Genomic DNA, 19,834 nt, shown 5'->3' on the forward strand with positions numbered 1-19,834 from the left:
GATCTGTAAATCCTTGCAGAACAGGCTCCAGTTGATTTCTGGAGCCTGTTTTTTTGCTCAGACCTGTCGCGATTAGAGGAACGAATTCAGCCGTTCTCGTAAAATCCGGCCTCGACCAGTTCGACAACGGCCGCCAAGGCTTCCTTAGCGTCCCAGCCTTCGGCGGTAATCTCGATAGTTGAACCGAGTCCCGCCCCCAACATCATCAATCCCATGATTGATTGCGCCGAAACGGACTGACCATCGCGGGATACCTCGACGGACGCGCTGAATTTCTCGGCCAAAGTCACCAATTTGGCTGCGGCGCGCGCATGAAGGCCGCGGGCATTGCAGATGGTGACCGTCTGGGCCAAGCGAACGGGCGAATGATCGGCGCTCATCCGCACGCACGCTTCGGTGTGACGGGGTGGAGGATCTCTGATCCACAGGCAATGTATTTTCGACCGGCTTCTTCCGCGCAATGAACGGCATCTGCCAGGCTATGTGAGCCGCGGACCTTTGCCAGCTTGACCAGCATCGGCAGGTTGACCCCGGCGATTACCTCCACGTCGTCGCGCTCCAGCATGCTCATCGACAGGTTGCACGGCGTTCCTCCGAACATGTCGGTCAGAACCACCACGCCGTCACCTGTATCGACATCGGCAACGCGATCGGCAATTTCCTTGCGCTGGGTTTCAATATCGGCATCCGCCTCGACGGAGACGGTCGCGATGTTTCTCTGCGGACCGACGACATGCTCCAGCGCCTCGCGGAGAGCGACGCCAAGCTTGCCATGGCTTACGAGCACCATACCGATCATTTCTGGACTCCGGGCATCGGAGCACCTTGATGGGCTCCCGGCATCGCCTTCCACGCACCGCCTACGGATCTGGAGCCGAGGCTGCGATGCTCAATCAGGACATTCCAGTCAGCATTGCGCAGACGGCTCCCCAGCATCTCCACGAGAGAGACCGAGCGGTGCTTTCCGCCCGTGCAACCAAACGCGATCATGACGTATTTCTTGCCCTCACGAACAAAACGCGGCAACAGATAATCGGTCAGGCCGCTGACCCGCTCGAAGAATTCGGGAAAATCGGGATCCTGTCGGATATAGTCCCTTACCTGGGGATCGAGGCCGGTCCTGTCGCGCAGGTCCGGTATGTAATGGGGATTGCGCAGGAAGCGGGTGTCGAGCACAAGGTCGGCTTCCTGCGGCAATCCAGACGGATATCCGAATGAAACCAGCGTGATGGACATTCCCGGGCCGCCAAGCCCGAAACGCTGATCAATGATTTGCCGAAGCCCGGCCAGGGAGAGTTCGGAGGTATCGATAACCCAGTCCGCCGCATTGCGAAGGGTGCGGGTCAGGGCCTGTTCGGTTTCGATTCCTTCGCTCACGGTGCCGGCCAATGCCAAAGGATGCCGACGCCTCGTTTCGCTGAAGCGGCGCTGCAATGCTTCTGGGCTCGCCGTGATGAATATGAGTTCTGGGCGGACACATCCCCGTGTCTGCAGCCGATCGATGGTCGACAGGACATCCTCGGCCGAAAAATCCCGGGTCCGAGCGTCCACGCCGACTGCCAGCGGCTTGTCGCCCCGCACCAACGTTTCGACGATCCGCAACGGCGGGTTATCCACCGCCTCATAACCGATATCTTCCAGCGCGCGCAAAACGGAATTGCGTCCTGCGCCGGAGAGGCCGGTAACGATCACCATGCGTGCGCTCATTCGACGAAGCTCCCGCAATACTGCATACGGCGGCCGCCAAGTGCGTCGAGCGCCCAATGAATCCGGATCGGTGCCGAGCAGGAATGCGGGTTTATGGTGATCTCCGGTGCGTTCAGGATGTCATTGGTGCGAGGTTTCGGCAAACGTTCTTCGATCCCGCAGAGCTGAACGACGAGCTTCAAAGTCGCCTGGCGGACTGCTGGCACGCCGAACAGCCCGATCCCACGCAACTCAATCATGCCAGCAAGTGTGTCCGGTGCGGATACCTGGTCCCCGGCGACCTGCACCTGATCATCGGCCACAAGGTTGAAGCCGCGGTCGATCAGCTTGAGCAACAAGTCAGATTTGCCGGACCCGGGCGGGCCCAGCAGCAAAACCGCGTCGTCGCCTAGTGCCGCACAAGAACCATGCAAAAGCATTTGAGTTTAATTGTGGCAAGTTTCAGGCGAAAGAGGAAGGGGGCAGCCGACGATGCCGCTCTGACGATGCCGCTGGCCCGGTTCGACGTATTGCCGTGAGGCCAACAAAGGCAGAAAACGAGATATTTCAGGAAATAAGGATTTGATAAAATTTAATTAATTAATATAATCCAAAAATATGAAAAAATTTCAACGCGAGCAATCCGGTGTGTGGGCTGTTCAAGGACTCCTTTTGTTTTCTGTCGCTTCCGGCAGCAATTCGGATGCAAACATGCATGCGTCGTAACGTTGCTGCAACGCTTATGCAAAGGTGCTTGAGCGATCCTAGGTTGCAGACGGCTGATGTTGCAGGCGGTCTGGCCCAATCAGTAGGAATTGCCATGCCGGCTTCATGCCGTGCTTTTTTGATCGGCTTCATCGTTCGCACTGTCGTTTTGTCACGGCCGGCCGCGAAGCCATGCCGGTGAATATCGCCCGGCGCTTTCGGGGCGGATCGTTGCTCATGGTCGCAGGCCTTGCGATTGCCAGCGACGGTGATGCGCGGCGGCGACCCGGAGAATGTATCCAGCCCAGCAGGATTTCCTTTCGGCGTCCTGCATCTGGTCGCGGCAATGTCATGATTGGCCCGGCGAAGCGTGGATATTCCATCAAGGCGGCGCAGACTTCATCGCAACCAATCGCCTGGTTACGGCGACTTCCAGGACGTTCACCGTGACGCGCGGCTGTGGCCAACCTGTTCCTTCTCACATTGTCAGGCACAACAGCCGATGGTTGTATTCCATAAGGCCCGTCTGGCGTATCAGGGATCGATCGGCCGGAACGAGTGCAGGGGTGAGGCTGGTTGGCGTTGAATTCCCTGAACTTGCCTCGAATCCGGGGCTGCGGCGAGGTGACATCGTTCACGCGATGAACAGAGTTCCGATATATGATGCGGGTGTGTTGATGCGAGCCTTCATCTCGGTGCGGTCGGCGCATATTGAACATTGCAGGTGATGCGAGACGGCGACATCTCTGGCCTGTCTGTCATGGTCGGCCGCAGGCCGGCGAACTTGGGAGCGACTGATGCGAATACTCGTGGTGGAAGATGATAAGGATGTCGGCGGCTTCGTGGTGAAGGGGCTGCGCGAGGCGGGGCATACGGTCGAGCATGCGGATAACGGGCGGGATGGGCTTTTCATGGCGGCATCGGAGAATTTCGATGCGATCATTCTCGACCGGATGCTGCCGGGCGGGATCGACGGCCTGCGCCTTCTGGAGACGCTTCGTGCGCAGGACAACGTGACGCCGGTTCTGTTCCTGTCGGCCCTGGGTGAGGTGGATGATCGCGTCAAGGGCCTCAAGGCCGGCGGCGATGACTATCTCACCAAACCTTTCGCGTTTGCCGAACTTCTGGCCCGGGTCGAAGCGATGGCCCGGCGTGGCAAGGGCGAAGGTCCGGCGACGCGCCTGAACGTCGGCGACCTCGAAATGGATCTGCTGTCGAGAGGCGTGAAGCGGGCCGGACAAAAGATCGATCTGCAGCCCCGTGAATTCCGGCTGCTCGAGTATCTGATGCGCCATGCCGGCCAGGTCGTGACCCGGACCATGTTGCTGGAGGGAGTGTGGGACTATCACTTCGATCCGCAGACGAACGTGATCGACGTTCATATCTCCCGTCTCCGCCAGAAGATCGACAAGCCCTTCGACACCCCGCTTCTGCATACGGTACGCAATGCCGGATACATGTTGAGGGTCGAGGAACCCTGAGAACGCGTTGTGAGCAGCGGCGCCTCCGATACCGAAGAACTGCGAGGCTTGCCCCAGAGGCACGTCCGACATAATCGCCTATTGCGTTCGGCTGGCGTTCGGTTTGCGATTTTCTACGCGCTTGTTTTCGGGATTTCGGCCATCGTTCTGGCCGGCTCGCTCTACTATTCGACGATCGGCCTGCTCGGGAGGCAGACCCATGAGGCGATCCGCGTCGACGCACGCAGCCTGGCCGCTCATTTCGAGGCAGGCGGGTTGACCGGACTGGTTCTGACCCTGGACAGTCGGATCAGCGAGGACATCAACGACCACGCCATCTACCTGCTGGTCGATCCGCTGGGAAACCGGATTGCCGGCAACATGAGCCGATGGCCGCAAGGCATCAATACTGCTCACGTCTGGTATCAGGTGCCGCTCGAGCGAGGCGGCCGCAAATCGACGGCTCTGATGCGCTATTACGAACTGCCGGGTGGGTTTCAACTGCTGGTCGGCCGGGATGTCAGCACGCGCGCCCAGTTGCGGCGTATTCTCCGCGATGGGCTGCTCTGGGCCCTTGCGGCAATGGCGTTTCTCGGTGTGCTCGGAGCGATCGTCATTCGCGGCCTGTTCAAGCGGTCACTGGCCGACATTTCCGGCATAACCCGGGCCATCGCCCGCGGAGACCTGACCCGGCGGGTCCGCCGCTCGGGCAACGGTGACGAGTTCGATGAACTTGCTGAAACGATCAACGACATGCTCGATCGCATCGCGAAACTCATGGACGGCGTCCGCGAAGTGTCGAATTCGATCGCGCACGATCTTCGCACGCCGATTACACGCGCCCGTGCGAGGCTCGAAGACGCCGCTGCACATGCGCGAACCACCGAGGAACTGCAAAGCGCCGTCGAGCGGGCAACCTTGGATCTCGACGGAATTGTTAACGTGTTTCAGGCCCTGCTTCGCATCGCCGAGATCGAGGCCGGCGCCCGCCGTTCGGCGTTCAGGGATGTCGATCTCGCGCCTGTGCTCGACGATTTGGCAGAGTTTTTCGATGCGTTGGCCGAGGAACGAGGCATTCTCATTGTCCGTGACTGGCCGAAATCGATCCCGATTTTTGGTGACCGCGACATGCTGCAGCAGGCGGTCTCCAACCTGCTGGATAACGCGATCAAGTTTTCCCGTGAAACCGACAGGGTGGTCATAGCCGCCCATGCCGGCGGTGGCCATGTGGAAATCCAGATCGCTGATCATGGTCCGGGCATTCCGGAGGCAGACCTGTCACGTGCCACCGAGCGATTCTATCGCGCCGAGGCGGCGCGTTCCACGCCGGGGTCAGGGTTGGGGCTTGCGCTTGTTTCCGCAATCGCACAACTCCACGGAGGTTCGCTGCTCCTGGAAAACAACGAGCCGGGCCTGCGGGCGCGTCTCATCCTGTCCCAGAGGGACAATGCTCCGCCACAATCACCGCGCCAGGAAGCTGCGTCATCGATGGCGTGATTCCGCGCCTCCCGGTTCATTTCGACTCTGATTGACATCCGACCGCGCCGTCCCGATACCGTGATCAATTGCGGGATGCGGGCCATGAAACGGGGCGGCGGGTGCGGGGCGCAATCTGTCCGCGTCATCTCTTCATCCAGCATAGCGTCCGGGGAGGATGAGACCATGACCGATACCACGAGCGCCGCTGCGCCTTCGTCCTGGAGCGCGCGTCTGACCCCCGCCCATTGGCGGGTGTTGACCGCCGCCTTCTTCGGCTGGGTGTTCGACGGATATGAGACCTACGCCCTGATCACCGTGATTGGCCCTGCGATGGTCGCGCTTCTGCCAGCGCCCGAACGCGGGCACATCCATGCCGCCGCCGGCCTTGCCATTGCCATTACCCTGCTCGGCTGGGCGGCCGGTGGAACGGTTGGCGGCATTGCTGCCGATTATGTCGGTCGCAAGCGGATGCTGCTGATATCGGTGGTTGGCTACAGTCTGTTTACCGGCCTGACCGCATTCAGCACATCGGTCGGCATGCTTGTGGCGTTCCGCTTCCTCACCGGCCTGTTTCTCGGTAGCGAATGGAGCACTGGCAATTCGCTGCTGGCCGAAACCTGGCCGAACGAGGCCCGCCCCAAGGGCGCCGGCTTTCTGCAGTCCGGCTTCGGGTTCGGCGCCTTCCTCGCTGCAGCCGTCTGGTACCTGCTGCGTCCGTTGGGGCCCGACGCGTGGCGTGCGATGTTTCTGGTCGGCGTCCTTCCGGGCTTTCTTGTGCTGTTTCTGCGTCGCCGCATCGACGATTCAGAAGCATGGGCACGGGCGGTTCGCGAGAAGCGCTGGGCCGTGACTGAAAATTCCGGCAGGCTGAGCCAGTCGGCGCGTCCTTTCACGCTCTTCCAGCTCTTCGCCGATCCGGAGGGCCGGCGCCGGACCGTGCTGGCCTGCCTGATGTCGATCAGCACGACGATGGGGTGGTGGGGAATCGCCACTTGGATACCCGGCTTCGTCGGGGGCTTCGCTGCCCATCACGGGCTTCACGGGCCATACTGGGCGAGCGTTGCCGGGCTCGTCTACACTGCGGGAGCCGTGGTTGGCTATCTCGTTTCTGGCTTCCTTGCCGACTGGATGGGCAGGCGGCGTTACCTAGTCTTCCTGTTCGTCGGTGGCCTCGTCATGACACCGGCGGTCTATCTATGGTCACATTCCCTCGCCACGCTGCTCTTCGCCTCATGGCTGAACGGCTTCTGGACCCTCGGCGCGTTTTCCTGGTACGCGATCTATCTGCCGGAACTCTTCGCAACCAATGTGCGCGGTACTGCTTCGGCATTTGTCTTCAATGCCTCGCGGTTTATCGCGTTTCTCGGTCCGCTGATGGCTGGGGAATTGATTGGCGCGCTGGGCGGGCTGGCACATGTCGCGCTGGCCTTTTCCGTGATCTATGTCATCGGCCTCATTGTCGCGCCGTTCATGCCGGAAACGAAAGGGCAGCCACTGCCGCAATGACTGGGTATGCGGGGATCAAAAGCGGGCCTTGAGCCCGACATTGACGGCCTCGGCATTCATGCCGGACGGCGCGTAATTTACGCTGACACCGGCATTCCAGCTCCATGCCCGGTCAAGCCTGCCGCTCAGCTGAAAGCCGGCCCGAAGGACATTCACCGGCATGTTCTGTCCCGACAGGTTGAATGTGGCAGCCGGCGTCGCTTCGAAGGCACCCTGACTATTGCTGCTTCCGCCCAGCCGATGCTGCCATGCCAGACGCCCGCTGGCCAGTATCGCGTGGCCGAAGAGATCGAGCACCGTCCGGCCGCGCAGGCCGGTCGTCACATACCCGTCTGTCTGGTCGACAGCCGGCATCGCGAGGCCGAACCCGAGGCCGCCGGTTTCACTGACCGCGTGTTCATAGAGGTGCACGGCGCCGAGTCGAACATAGGGCGTCCAGGCCCCGATGCGATAGCCCGCTTCCGCCGCGAGGCCGCCGATCGTTCCCGTCGGTTCGCTGCTGACGGGGGCCGTCTGGTAGCCGAGCAGGACCGAGCGATCGACCCGCCCGTTCATCCACCCATAACTGACCTGACCCGTCAGGTAAGGGCCGGCGGCACCGCCAAGGCGGGCATAGGCGGTTGCGGTATCAAGGTCGCTGCGGAACCGCCCGCCGAAGCCGTTGAGGCTTGCATTGGCCTGGTCATGGGCAAAGGCGACCCCGGCCGTGAAATCCGGTGCGATAGGCGTGTCAAGGCCCACCACAACCCCGTTGTCGTTGTAATGGGCGGCATCTGTCCCGGTCTCACGGAAGCTGCCGAAGGTTCCAAGATAGCGCACCCAGACGGAGGTCGTCGGGCCGGCTTGGTGTTCGGCCGCATGACCGGCGATCGCACGGCTGATCGACATGTCCTCGTCGATCGTGATCGTGCGAAGCGTTGGATAGATTTCACCGGACAGGCTGATGAGGCTTGCCTGTGCCTGCTGGGCGGTTCTGGCGGAGAGAACGGCGGCGACAGCGTTCAGGAAGGTCGGGTTGGCCGCCGCCTCACCAGCTGACCAGGTGTTGATCTGCTGCAGGGCTCCCTGAACGCCGGAAGCCGCCGCCACCGCAACCGGGGTTGCGCCCGGCATGGCCGCAGCGACCTGGGCGACGTTCGAACGCGTTACCGTCGCCGTCAGATCCTGAGCGCCATATTGCAGGTTGCTCACGGTATAATAAACGCCAGCGCCATAGGTCTGGTTGGAGAAGGCGCCCTGAATCGAGCCGGCCCTGATGAATGTCTCGATCGATTGCGGCAGGTAGGTCTGCGGCGGCGCCAGAACCTTGAAGGTTCCGTTGAGTTGTGCCTTGCCGCTGACGGTCAGCGGATTGCCGATCGCGATCGCCGTCGAACTCCCGGAGCCTGTTGCGTAGTTTCCGTTGATGGTAAGGCCGCTGCTACCGGCGGCGGCCTGGCTGACCAACGTGCCGCCGGCGTTTGTCACGCTTCCATTGACGGTGCCGGAGCCGCCGAAGCTGCCTCCGTTGATCGTGACGGCCGAGCCGAGCGAACCCGTGAGGGCAAGGTTTCCGCCGTTGATGGTGGTGCCGCCGGCATATCCGTCATTGCCGGTGAGGGTGAGCGTGCCGGTGGTGCCGTCAACGACGAGGCCGCCGGAGCCGCCGATATTGTTCGAGAACGTGCCCTGATCGCTGCCAATGTTGGCGGTGAAGGTGCCGAAGGCGAACTGAGCGGGTCCGTTGATCGCAGCGGCGGCGTTCACAAGGCCCCAGCCATAGGTGGTGTTGGGGGCGGGCGCCGAGCCGAGAGGCGTTGCCGTGGTCAGGAGTGTATCGGAGACATTGGCCGGCGTGAACCACGGAAATTTCTGCCAGATCAGCGCGGCCACACCGGTGATGATCGGCGCGGAAAAAGACGTGCCAACTGCAAAACCGGTATTGAATGAGGTCCCGGCGACGATCGGCACCTGGTCGTAACCCGGCGCGGCAATGCACCATTGGGCGGTGATGCCGCAGGCGTTGGATGTCGGGTCGAGGCCGCTCACCTGACCCAGGCTATTGATGTCGACATTCACCGCCGAGATCCATTGGGGCTGCAACGAATTCGTGTAAGCCGGCGCCTCTGCCTCGACGCTGATATCGTTTGGCGACTGCGGGTTGTTGCCCGCTGCCCACACATAAAGATTGCCGGTACCGAATGGCGCGAATAGTGCCCCGATCTGCTGCGAAGCCTGGATGGCGGCCGAGGCCGTCGAGAAACTGCTGGCATTTTCTGCGAGGGACTGGTTGAACAGATGAACACCGTTGGCCATCAGGTCCTGATACGTCTTGCCGTAGAGCGTGCAGGCGCCGGTGGCATCGCAGGTCTGGGCGACGTAAAGCGTCGCATCTGGCGCAACGCCGCCAGCAAAGAAGTTCACTGGCCCTTGCGTATTGTCGTAGGTGCCTTGGGTCGCTCCTCCGAGGAGCGCCGTCACGATCGACCCGTGACCATAAGGGTCGTTCGCTGACGCGATGTTATTCTGATTTAGCGTGTTATTGCCCTGAGCGAGGTATGAGTTGAACCAGGCAACCCGTCCCTGGAGGGCCTGCACGCCGGTATTGGCGCCGGTATCGAGGATTCCGATAGATACGCCAGTCCCGGTGGCTCCCTCCTGTATCGCGGTAACCACAGTGGTCGGCACATACTGATTATACGCGGGGTAGGTCCAGGTCTGGGCCGTCCCAAGATTGATCAGCGTCTGCAAGGTCGACAGGAGAGGCGTCGAGGTCGGGGACGTTGGTGTGGAAACCGATGACGGCGCGGGCAGGCTCGACGAGGCGGTGCCACCGCCACCCCCCCCGCCGCCCGAACAGGCAGACAGGCTCAACGCCGTGGCGGCAAGGAGGGAGAACCGCCTTGAGATCTTCATATCCGTTCCCCGTCATGATGATCTCGGCCCGGTGCTGGAAGACGCGCGGTATCGATAGCGCCGGCACGCTTTGTGGAGCATGCCGAGGGGCGGGCAGGATGAGCTAGAGGAAGGTCGATGCGTGTCATGGTGTGACACACGCTACGAAGTTAATCTAAATTATGTGTTAAAAAATAAATTTTCGATATCGTTGAGATATAATTCTAACTATCGAATAAATCAAAATATAAATTAAGTTAAAATAAATAAAAATTACGATCGCTAAATTTTATTATCATTAAAAAATTAAACGATACCGAAATGATAAAAACATCTTCCGATCCAATCGGATCAAGAGTCGTCGAGGACTGTACGCGCCCGGCGACGAACCACATCGGAACGCGAGCCAACGGCTTTCCTATTCTACGCATAGCAGAGGTGGCAGTCACATTCCGTGGAGATCGCACGTATTTCGAAACGATGATATTCTGGCTGCCGATGCCGTGCTTAATTTGCCCATATTCCGGGAATTATCACCTACCTATCTCGAGATTCATTTGCTCGACCATTCCGACGTTTATTCGCGCGGATGGGCGGAGGTGGCTGGGTCGAATTGAGGTCTCTACCGGCTGGTTCAGCCTCATCCCTTTGGTTGATCGAGAGAACGGGTGAATGCCTGTGGAGCAGATTGCAGTGGGCGACGTGCGCGCGATTGAACGGTTGAGGTTCGCGGGGCTGCTGACCTGCCATGTGGGGATTCGGATTGAGGTTGCCGCATCGACGGTACGCCTGACGCTACGGCGGCTGGAGGCGGCTGGAATGGGCGCGGATCCGCCGGGAGTTACAGCGCAAGCACCTCTCGCCGTGCATCCAGGGGGATCGGTATAGCTGCTTCTGTGAGCTCTGCCGGAACTGGGAAGCGAAGTTGCCGGTGACAATGCGCCAGACGCATGCTTCGGATAAGAAGCTGTTTGTCGATTATGCCGGCGATACGGTGCTGGTGGTGGTTGGACGACTTACCTGCGAGACGCGTGCGGCCCAGATCTTCGTCGCGGTTCTCGGCGCATCCTATGCCGAGGCGACCTCAACTAGATGCTTGATCCCGGTTTTGATGCTGACAGGCATGCTCTCAGGCGCCACGGGTGGCTCCGGCCGACGAGCCCGCCTTTCTGCCGTCACCGGCTTCCTATCGGGGCAACCAGCAGGCTGTAAAGGGAACGGGCGGAGCGGCGGGCCATGATCATTACCGCCGCTCCGCGCCGGGGCATCGCTCAGAACAGCCCGGCCGCGATGTTGATGGCTAGAGCCAGCACCACTGTATTGAACAGGTAGCCGATCACGCCCTGCAATGTCGCCAGCCGCCGCATCTTGCGGCTGAGGATGTTCACGTCAGATACCTGGAACGTCATTCCCAGCACGAACGAGAAATAAACGAAGTCGAGATAGTCCGGTGCCTCACCGCCTGGAAAGGCGAGCCCGCCTTCCGGCCCGCTATCGGTCGCCGCGTAATATTCGTGCGCGTAGCGATAGGTGAAGGTGATCTGGGTCATCAGCCACGATGCCACCAGCGTTGCAGCTGCCAGCGCGACATAGGGCGTGTGCGCCGTGGTCCCCTTGCCACGCGCGGCGAAGATGACGATCGCAGTGAAGCTCATCAGCGCACCGGCCAGGCTAAGGCCAAAGATCGTCCATTCCCCTTCCTCCTGCCGCGCCGCGTCGGCGCCGATCCGCGTGTGGTCGGCGCGGCTGAAATGCAGCATGGCGAGCGCGACATAGACCGCGACGGCAATGTCCCAGCCGATCACGACCCGCAGCGTCGGCGCAAGATCGCCCGACAGCAGCAGGAAGACGAGGGCTCCGCAGAGGAGGCCAGTGAACAGGCGGGGGTGGCCGCGCGCAATGCGCACGGCAAGCGGGCGAGGCGTCATCCGTTCTTCATACAGGAACTTCGCCGCGAGGGCAGGCGTGGCGCTTCGCTTTTCCGTGAACGGTGTCAGCTCCGCATGAGCGCCCGATACGCCATCTGGTCGTCATGCATCCGCCGGAACACGGCATATTTGCGGGCATGAAAGCCGGCGTTCGCTGCCTCTGGCGCAATCATCGCCCCGGCCCGGCTCATCGCCGCCATTCCTGCCGGCAGGTCAGGATACACGCCGCCCGCCACCGCGCCGAGAATGGCGCTGCCGAGCAGCACCGCCTCCGGCTCCGCCGGCAGCACGATCCGGCAACCCGTCGCATCCGCGTGCTCGCGGAGAAAAAGCGGGTTTTTCGTCCCGCCGCCGGTCGCCATGATCGTGTCGATCGCGTAGCCATTGGCGTTCATCGTCTCGATGATGTGCCGCGTGCCGTAGGCCAAAGCCTGGAGCGTTGCGAGATAGAGCCGCGCGCAATCCGCTTCGTCCGCCGAGAGCGGCAGGCCCGAGATCATGCCCCGCAGGGTGGCATCCGCGCGCGGCGAGCGGTTGCCGTGGAAATCGGGAAACACGTGCAGGCCCTCGGTCAACGCCGCGGCCGATCCAGCCTCCGCCGCCATCCGCCCGACCAGCGCGTTCAGCCGCTCGTAGATGCTCACCCCCTCCGCTTTCGCCGCGGCGGCAAGTGCCGGATAGGCGGCATGGGTCGTCACCATATGGTCGATCAGCGAGCCGGTCGCGGACTGCCCGCCCTCGTTCAGCCACATCCCCGGAATCATCGCCGCGTGATACGGCCCCCACACGCCTGGCACGAAGCGCGGTTCCGGCGCCACCGCCATGTGGCAGGACGACGTCCCGCCGATCAGCGCGACCCGTCGCCCGAGCGCGGCCGCATCCGGCGCCATCCCGTCGAGTGCGGCGCCGATCACCCCGATCCCGCCCGCATGCGCGTCGATCGCCGAGGTGCCGACCGGAATCCCCGGCGCCAGCCCGAACGCCGCCGCCGCCTCGGCCGAAAGCCCGCCGCCCACCGGTGTCGCGATCGGCAGGATCGTGGTGCCGATCCGCGTGAACCCCTCATCGGCAAGCTCGCCAAGCCCGATCGCCCGGAAATACGCCTCGTCCCAGCGTTCCTCGTGGCCGAGATAGGTCCATTTGCACACGGTCGAGCAGAGCGAGCGGCTGGCCGCACCCGTCGCCCTGTAGGTGAGGAAATCCGGCAGGTCGAAGACATGCCGCGCCGCCGCCCAGCTTTGCGGCGCGTGCCGCTTCAGCCACAGCAGCTTCGGCGTCTCCATCTCCAGCGAGATCCGCCCGCCGACATAGCGCAGCACCTCGTACCCGCCCGCATTGATTTCGTCCGCCTCCGCCTGCGCGCGATGATCCGCCCAGAGAATCACGTCCTGCGCCGGGTCGCCGTCCGGCTCCACCGGCAGCGGCGCGCCGGCTTCATCCAGCACCACGAGCGAGCAGGTTGCGTCGAACCCGATGCCGCGCACCACCAGCCCACTGCCGGCCTCCGCCATTGCGCAGCGCACCGCATCGCTCACCGCTGCCCAGATATCGGTGCTCGACTGCTGGATGAAATCCGGCCGCGGTCGCCAGGCGCGGATCGCCCGCACGGCACTGCCGCGCATCGTCCCGTCCAGGCCGAACACGCCAGCGCGAGCGCTGCCGGTGCCGACATCGACGCCAATGACGATATGGTTTGCCGGGTGGCTCATGGCGGTCCTCCTCGTTCCGGTTGCCGCTCAGCCCGCGGCGGCGATGAAGGCGTCGAGCGTTGCGAAGTCGGCAACCCCTTCCATCCCGCCCTTGCGGCTGACGGCGAGCGCGCCCGCCGCGCGGGCATAGTCGAGCGCCCGCCTTGTCCCCATCCCCTGCAACAGGCAGGTGACGAAGGCAGCGCCGAAACAGTCGCCCGCCCCGGTCGGGTCGATCTCCTCCACCGGAAACGCCGGCAGGTCGAATTGTTCATCGCGCGAGCGGAAACTCACACCCTTGCGGCTGCGTTTGATCACTACCATCCGTACGCCGAGATCGAGCAGTTCCTCGACCGCCGCGCGTTCCGACTTCGCCTCGGTCGGCAGCAGGATCTCAGGGCCTGACGGCATGAAGATGTCGGTATAGCCGAGCATGAATTCGAGGCCCGCGCGCATTTCCGGAATCATCAGCATTTCCTTGCGGATGTTCGGATCGAAGGAAATCACCGCGCCGTTCGCCTTGGCCAGCTCGATCGCCTTTTTCATTTCGTCAATGATATGAAACGAGAAGAGCGACGACCCCATGATGTGGAAATGCGCGCATTGAGCGAGCATCGCCCGTGCGGCGGCGTCGATCGTGATCCGCCCCGCGGCGCTGCGCTTGAGGTTGAACAGGAAGTCGCGGTCGCCATCCTCGCGGTAGCGCACGAAGGCGCTTGCCGTCACCTGGTCCGGCTCGATCCGCACGGCGCTCACATCCGCCCCCTCGCGCCGCAGCCGGTCGACGCAGAGCCAGCCGAAATCGTCGTCGCCGATGCAGGAGATGATGCCCGCGCCAGCACCAAGCCGTGCGGCCTGGGCGATGAAGGTCGCCGGCGCGCCGCCGGGGAAGGGGCCAAGCAGCCGGCCGGGCTCGTGGAAGCCCTGGCCCTTTTCCTCGGCGAGAATGTCGACGAGGATTTCACCCATGGTCACGATCATGCCGGTCATGACGCCTCGCCGAACGCCCTGGCGCCGCTCCGGCTATGCGCGGGATGGCTGGAGAAATGCGCCTCGGTTCCGCCATCGGTCTCGACAGGCCTGAAGCCGGCGCCGAGGAGGATGTCGCGCAGACGGTTGCTGGGCATGCCGGGCAGGATCAGGTCGGAAATCCCGGTAAGGCCGAGCTGCGCCGTCCGCCGTTCGAGCGAGAGCGCAGGGTTGCCGATCAACACGATGCTGCGCGTACTGCGCCGTATCGCCGCCTCGGCCAGCCGTTCGGCGGGCTTGGCGGCCACCAGCAGCGCCGAATCGGCGGACAGGGCGTCCGCCTCGAGGATCGACCAGCCCAGCGCAAAATGGTCAAGCATCCTGAGGGCGCCTGCGCCTTCGATCATACCGCTCTCCGCGGTAATCTCGCCGCCGAGCAGGTAGATCCTCGCATCGAGGCAGGTGCGGGCGAGGGGGATCGCCTCGGTGCTGGTCAGCACCACGGAAACTCCCGGAATTTCCGCAAGCCAAGGAATTGCCTGGGTGGCGAGCGGGCCAGGGCCGATCAGCACGGTCTGGTCGGGTCCGATCAGCGCCTGCGCCCGCCGCAGCATCGGCACGAGCAGCGCCTTGGTCAGTGGCGCGCCGGCGGGCCGGTCGCGCGGCGCGCCCGATTTCGCCGCTATCGCTTTGCCGAAACTGCGGACGATCAGCCCCTGCTCCTCAAGATAAGTGAGATCGCCACGGATGGTGACTTCGGAAACCTTTAGCGCCGTGCTGAGCTCATCAACGCGCATTTGCCCGTACTGGCGAATCCAGTCGGCGATCTTCAGCCGCCGCTGCAGCACGGCACTTTTCGCGCCGAGCGTCACGTCGATGTTCCCAGGCTGCCCATCTGCTATCGATGCCAGCAACATGCTCGGAAGTCCATAGGTTTCGAAACGAAAGCGGCCGAATCATGTCATGATGACTGCCCTTAACCAATTCTATAGCATTTTCATTATGAATTAGTGTTTTTGGATATTGCGATGCGGTGAATTTTTTCCGTTGACTTATCAAACGAAAGTTCGCTACCTACGAATCACAAGCTGCGCCGAAGCCTGGACGCAGCGCGCGGGGGGATGTTCATCCATCCGGTCGCGGCCCGCATCGGGGCCGCAAGCCGGCATCCCTGTCATCCGCACCGGCTCCTTGCGGGCCCACCTTGCGCAGCCCGTCTGCGCACGCTTCGGCGCGCGGTTTGGCGGCGCCCTTGCTTGATTCAATGAACCGGATTGTTCGAGAGGGAGAAACGTCTCGTGAAACGACAGATCAGGATTGCGGTGGGCGGACTCGCCCTCGGTTGCCTCGGCATTACCGCCGCCCATGCGACGACGCTGACGATCGCGACGGTGAACAACCCCGACATGCTGCAGATGCAGAAGCTGTCGCCGCAGTTCACCAAGGAAACCGGCATCAAGCTGAACTGGGTGGTGCTGCCTGAAAACACCCTGCGCCAGCGCGTCACCACGGACATCGCAACGAATTCCGGCAATTTCGACATCGTCACCGTCGGCTCCTACGAAGTGCCGATCTGGGGCAAGGCCGGCTGGCTCGCGCCGATCAAGAACCTGCCGGCGAGCTACGACGTGAAGGACCTGTTTCCCTCGGTACGCAACGGGCTGTCCTACAAGGGCACACTCTACGCTCTCCCGTTCTACGCCGAAAGCTCGGCGACCTATTACCGCAAAGATCTCTTCAAGGCTGCCGGCCTGACCATGCCGGCGCATCCGACCTATACCGAAATCGAGAAGTTTGCCGCCAAGATCAACGATCCTTCGAAGGGCATCTACGGCATCTGTCTGCGCGGCCTGCCTGGATGGGGCGAGAACATGGCCTATTTCACCACGCTGGTGAACACGTTCGGCGGCCGCTGGTTCAACATGAAGTGGCAGCCCCGGATCGACAGCCCGGCCTGGAAGAAAGCTGCCAACTTCTACGTGAATCTCGAGAAGAAGTACGGCCCCCCCAACGTTACCTCGAACGGCTTCACCGAGAATCTCGCGCTGTTCAGCCAGGGCAAGTGCGGGATGTGGATCGACAGCACGGTCGCCGCCGGCACGCTTTGGGATCCAAAGACCTCGAAGGTCGCGAACGAGGTCGGCATGGTATCCGCCCCGGTGGCGGTCACGCCTCATGGCGCGCACTGGCTCTGGGCCTGGGCGCTCGCGATGCCGAAGACCACGCGCCACAAGGCGGACGACATGAAGTTCCTCGAATGGGCGACGTCGAAGGCCTATCTCAAGCTCGTCGGCAAGACCTTCGGCTGGGTCCAGGTCCCGCCCGGCACCCGCATCTCGACCTATGACAACCCCGACTACACCAAGGCCGCTCCCTTCGCCTCGAAAGTGAAGGAAGCGATCCTGAGCGCCGATCCGAATAATCCGACGCTCAAGAAAGTCCCCTATACCGGCGTGCAGTTCGTCGCGATCCCTCAGTTTGAGGGCATCGGTACCGAAGTTGGCCAGCAGATCGCGGCAGCTCTCGCCGGTCAGAAATCGGTCGACGCGGCGCTCGCCCAGGCCCAGAAGGCAACGGCGCGGACGATGAAGGAAGCCGGTTACCACTGAGTGCGGCAGCAGGGCGGCGTCGCCCCGGGTCAACCGGAGCGCCGCCGCCCCTTCGGAAAGCGGGAGTGTGCGATGATCCAGCCGACGTCAGGCACGATAACACCGGGCAGATCGGGCGCCACGCAGCGCCGGCAGGTGCGGACCCTGCCGCTGCTGCTGCCCGCTGTGATCCTTCTGCTCCTCTGGTCAATCCTGCCGCTCCTGCAGACGATTCTCTATTCGTTTCAACATTATAATCTGATGGAGCCGCCCTCGGCCTACAATGGCGGCCTCAATTACACCTATCTCTTCACCGATTCCTCGACCTGGACGGCGATCTGGAACAGCGTGGTGTTGGTTGCCGGCACGCTCGTCGCTTCGATCGTGTTCGGCACGATCATCGCTCTGCTGCTGAACAACGACTTCCCCGGCCGCAACATCGCCCGGCTGATGGCGATCGCGCCCTTCTTCGTGATGTCGCCGGTTGCCGCCCTGATCTGGAAGAACCTGCTGCTCGATCCGGTCAGCGGCCTCGCCGGCTGGCTGATGACGCTGGTCGGCTTCAAACCCATTGCCTGGTTCAGCGTCTATCCGATGGTCTCGATCGTGATCATCTATTCATGGCGCTGGATTCCCTTCGCTACCCTCATCCTGCTCACCGCCCTGCAATCGCTCGATACCGACCAGCTCGAAGCCGCGCGGATGGATGGTGCGAAGGGCCTCGCCCGCCTGCGCTACATCGTGCTGCCGCATCTCGGCCGGCCGATCTCGATCGTGGTGATGCTGGAATCGATCTTCATGCTCTCGGCCTTCGCCGTCATCTACACCACAACCAATGGCGGTCCAGGCCACGCGACGACGACGCTGACCTACATGATTTTCATCCGCGCGCTCAACGATTTCTCGATCGGCAGCGCCTCAGCCGCCGGCGTCTTCGCGATCGTCCTCGCTAATATCCTCGCCTTTTTCCTCATCCGCGCGGTCTCGCGCACCCTGCAGGCGTGAGGTGCTGCTGATGAAACCATCCCTCTCCAGCCGCGTTGTCCTCGCCATCCTCGCCTGGGCGGCCGCGTTCATCATGTTCTTCCCGATCCTCTGGATGCTCGTCACCGCCTTCAAGACCGAAGGCCAAGCCATCGCGATTCCCCCGCTGCTCATCTTCACGCCCACGCTCAAGAGCTTCTTCGATGCAACGCAGAATGCCGGCTACCTGCTCTTCGCGCTGAACAGCGTGATCGTCAGCGTCGGCTCCACCGTGCTTGCCATCGCCATCGCCTTTCCCGCTGCCTACGCGCTCGCCTTCTTCCCTGGCAAGCGCACGGAATTTACCCTGATGTGGATGCTCTCGACCAAGATGCTCCCGGCGGTTGGCGTGCTCATGCCCATCTATCTCTTCCTCAAGAACGTCCACCTGCTCGACACGCGGCTCGGCCTCGTCGGCATCGACACGCTGATGAATCTGCCCATCGTGGTCTGGATGCTCTACTCGTTCTTCAAGGATATTCCTCACGAAATTCTCGAAGCCGCGCGCGTCGATGGCGTTGGCCCGCGCCAGCAGATGATCCATCTGCTGCTCCCGCTCGCGGGTCCCGGCGTGGCCTCCACGGCGCTGCTCTCGGTCATCCTCGCCTGGAACGAGGCGTTCTGGAGCATCAACGTCACCGCCTCCCATGCCGGAACGCTCGCCGCCTATATCGCGCGGTTCTCGGCGCCGGAGGGATTGTTCTGGGCGAAACTCTCGGCGGCCTCGGTTCTCGCGGTCGCCCCCATTCTGGTCTTCGGCAGCCTGACCCAGCGCCGCCTCGTGCGCGGGCTCACATTCGGCGCGGTGAAATAGGAGCGGATCATGGCGAAACTTCTGCTTGAAAAGGTCGAGAAGCGATATGAAGGCTTCCACGCCATCAAGGGCGTGGACCTGTCGATCGACGATCGCGAATTCGTCGTCTTCGTCGGCCCCTCGGGCTGCGGCAAGACGACGCTGCTGCGCATGATCGCGGGGCTTGAGGAAATCACCGGCGGCGATTTCAGCATCGATGGCGTCCGCGCCAACGACATCCCGCCTGACAAGCGCGGCCTCGCCATGGTGTTCCAGACCTATGCGCTCTATCCGCACATGACGGTCGCGGAAAACATGGGCTTCGCGCTCAAGATGGCAAAGGTGCCCAAGGCCGAGATCGAGAAGAAGGTCGCCCACGCCGCCGAGATGCTGCAACTCGACAAGGTGCTGGCCCGCCGCCCCAAGGCGCTTTCCGGCGGCCAGCGCCAGCGCGTCGCCATCGGCCGCGCGATCGTTCGTAATCCGAAAGGATTTCTGTTCGACGAGCCACTGTCGAATCTCGATGCGGCGCTGCGCGTGCAGATGCGCACCGAGCTGGTGAAGCTGAACAAGCAGCTCGAAACCACGATGATCTACGTCACCCACGACCAGGTCGAGGCGATGACGATGGCCGACCGCATCGTGGTGCTGAACGGCGGCATCGTCGAGCAGGTTGGCTCCCCGCTCGAACTCTACCACAACCCTGCCAATCTCTTTGTCGCCGGCTTCATCGGCTCGCCCAAGATGAATTTGCTGGAAGGCGAGATCGCCGCGCGCGACGATGCCGGTGCGGATGTGAAACTCGATGATGGCGGCACCATCCGTGTCGAGGCGGCGAACATCGCCGCCGCCCCCGGCCTGCGCGTCACCCTCGGCACCAGGCCCGAGCACACCGCGCTCGCCGCCGATGGCGAGATCGGCGGCACCGCCGATTTCGTCGAGCATCTCGGCAACGAAACCCTGGTCTACGTCAAGCGCCCCGGCGAGAAGCAGATGATCGTCAAGGCGGACGATCTCGCGGGCGTGCGCATGGGCGACCCCGTGCGCATGAAACCGCAATCCGCCCGCGCCGTCCTGTTCGGACCGGACGGCAAGGCGCTGCTGCGGCGCGAATTCCACCTGCACTGAGCACGTT

At 62.5% G+C, this 19,834-nt stretch carries 16 protein-coding genes and 1 pseudogene; 8 read left to right on the forward strand and 9 right to left on the reverse strand.

Annotated elements, in window-relative coordinates; translation table 11 throughout:
* Nucleotides 1–86: 86 nt before the first annotated feature.
* From ACRY_RS04680 to ACRY_RS04695, 4 genes are read right to left on the reverse strand one after another with little or no spacing between them, the layout of a single operon-like run.
* Entirely contained in the window at nucleotides 87–380 is a 294-nt protein-coding gene (locus ACRY_RS04680) for an HPr family phosphocarrier protein (protein WP_013639469.1), read from the reverse strand.
* Nucleotides 377–799, reverse strand: coding sequence for a PTS sugar transporter subunit IIA (locus tag ACRY_RS04685; RefSeq protein ID WP_011941528.1), 423 nt, complete (start codon nucleotides 797–799; stop codon nucleotides 377–379). The genes ACRY_RS04680 and ACRY_RS04685 overlap by 4 nt, the downstream gene beginning before the upstream one ends.
* The gene (rapZ, locus tag ACRY_RS04690) at nucleotides 796–1,707 is read right to left on the reverse strand and encodes an RNase adapter RapZ (protein ID WP_011941529.1); all 912 of its coding nucleotides are present in this window, start codon (nucleotides 1,705–1,707) and stop codon (nucleotides 796–798) included. The genes ACRY_RS04685 and rapZ overlap by 4 nt, the downstream gene beginning before the upstream one ends.
* On the reverse strand, nucleotides 1,704–2,126 hold the full coding sequence (locus tag ACRY_RS04695; protein ID WP_011941530.1) for an HPr kinase/phosphorylase: 423 nt from the start codon (nucleotides 2,124–2,126) through the stop codon (nucleotides 1,704–1,706). The genes rapZ and ACRY_RS04695 overlap by 4 nt, the downstream gene beginning before the upstream one ends.
* Before the next feature lie 1,062 nt (nucleotides 2,127–3,188).
* Here ACRY_RS04695 and ACRY_RS04700 point away from each other — a divergent pair.
* The 3 genes from ACRY_RS04700 to ACRY_RS04710 all read left to right on the forward strand — a co-directional run bounded on the left by ACRY_RS04700 (nucleotide 3,189) and on the right by ACRY_RS04710 (nucleotide 6,836).
* A complete protein-coding gene (locus tag ACRY_RS04700) occupies nucleotides 3,189–3,872 on the forward strand; it encodes a response regulator transcription factor (RefSeq protein WP_011941533.1) in 684 nt (227 codons plus the stop codon).
* Nucleotides 3,873–3,881: 9 nt separating this feature from the next.
* Nucleotides 3,882–5,348: a sensor histidine kinase gene (locus ACRY_RS04705; protein ID WP_011941534.1), complete on the forward strand. Its 1,467-nt coding sequence runs from the start codon at nucleotides 3,882–3,884 to the stop codon at nucleotides 5,346–5,348.
* A gap of 165 nt (nucleotides 5,349–5,513) precedes the next feature.
* The gene (locus tag ACRY_RS04710) at nucleotides 5,514–6,836 is read left to right on the forward strand and encodes an MFS transporter (RefSeq protein WP_081432870.1); all 1,323 of its coding nucleotides are present in this window, start codon (nucleotides 5,514–5,516) and stop codon (nucleotides 6,834–6,836) included.
* A gap of 15 nt (nucleotides 6,837–6,851) precedes the next feature.
* On the opposite strand, the gene ACRY_RS04715 is transcribed toward ACRY_RS04710, so the two are convergent.
* Entirely contained in the window at nucleotides 6,852–9,731 is a 2,880-nt protein-coding gene (locus ACRY_RS04715; protein ID WP_011941536.1) for an autotransporter domain-containing protein, read from the reverse strand.
* Between the two features lie 672 nt (nucleotides 9,732–10,403).
* On the opposite strand from ACRY_RS04715, the pseudogene ACRY_RS20160 reads away from it, so the two are divergent.
* Nucleotides 10,404–10,779, forward strand: a pseudogene (locus ACRY_RS20160) (IS21 family transposase); the annotation flags it as partial.
* A gap of 202 nt (nucleotides 10,780–10,981) precedes the next feature.
* On the opposite strand, the gene ACRY_RS04720 reads toward ACRY_RS20160, so the two are convergent.
* The 4 genes from ACRY_RS04720 to ACRY_RS04735 form a co-directional block, all read right to left on the reverse strand.
* Nucleotides 10,982–11,638, reverse strand: coding sequence for a DUF1345 domain-containing protein (locus tag ACRY_RS04720; protein ID WP_007424282.1), 657 nt, complete (start codon nucleotides 11,636–11,638; stop codon nucleotides 10,982–10,984).
* Between the two features lie 65 nt (nucleotides 11,639–11,703).
* Nucleotides 11,704–13,347, reverse strand: a complete 1,644-nt coding sequence (locus tag ACRY_RS04725; protein WP_011941537.1) for an FGGY-family carbohydrate kinase — start codon at nucleotides 13,345–13,347, stop codon at nucleotides 11,704–11,706.
* 27 nt (nucleotides 13,348–13,374) lie between these two features.
* Nucleotides 13,375–14,316: a sugar kinase gene (locus ACRY_RS04730; protein ID WP_011941538.1), complete on the reverse strand. Its 942-nt coding sequence runs from the start codon at nucleotides 14,314–14,316 to the stop codon at nucleotides 13,375–13,377.
* Complete coding sequence (locus tag ACRY_RS04735; protein ID WP_007424285.1) at nucleotides 14,313–15,212, reverse strand: DeoR family transcriptional regulator; 900 nt, start codon at nucleotides 15,210–15,212, stop codon at nucleotides 14,313–14,315. Before ACRY_RS04735 ends, ACRY_RS04730 begins: the two co-directional genes overlap by 4 nt.
* 381 nt (nucleotides 15,213–15,593) lie before the next feature.
* Between ACRY_RS04735 and ACRY_RS04740 the strand changes: the two genes are divergently transcribed.
* From ACRY_RS04740 to ACRY_RS04755, 4 genes are all read left to right on the forward strand, one after another.
* The gene (locus tag ACRY_RS04740; protein WP_011941539.1) at nucleotides 15,594–16,904 is read left to right on the forward strand and encodes an ABC transporter substrate-binding protein; all 1,311 of its coding nucleotides are present in this window, start codon (nucleotides 15,594–15,596) and stop codon (nucleotides 16,902–16,904) included.
* Between the two features lie 72 nt (nucleotides 16,905–16,976).
* Nucleotides 16,977–17,888 carry a carbohydrate ABC transporter permease gene (locus ACRY_RS04745; protein WP_011941540.1) on the forward strand — a complete coding sequence of 304 codons (912 nt, stop codon included), beginning with the start codon at nucleotides 16,977–16,979 and terminating at the stop codon, nucleotides 17,886–17,888.
* A gap of 1 nt (nucleotide 17,889) precedes the next feature.
* Nucleotides 17,890–18,720, forward strand: coding sequence for a carbohydrate ABC transporter permease (locus ACRY_RS04750; protein ID WP_373856279.1), 831 nt, complete (start codon nucleotides 17,890–17,892; stop codon nucleotides 18,718–18,720).
* Between the two features lie 9 nt (nucleotides 18,721–18,729).
* Nucleotides 18,730–19,827, forward strand: a complete 1,098-nt coding sequence (locus ACRY_RS04755; RefSeq protein WP_011941542.1) for an ABC transporter ATP-binding protein — start codon at nucleotides 18,730–18,732, stop codon at nucleotides 19,825–19,827.
* Nucleotides 19,828–19,834: the final 7 nt, after the last annotated feature.

This window comes from Acidiphilium cryptum JF-5, assembly GCF_000016725.1.
In the GTDB taxonomy this organism is placed as follows: Bacteria; Pseudomonadota; Alphaproteobacteria; order Acetobacterales; family Acetobacteraceae; genus Acidiphilium; species Acidiphilium multivorum.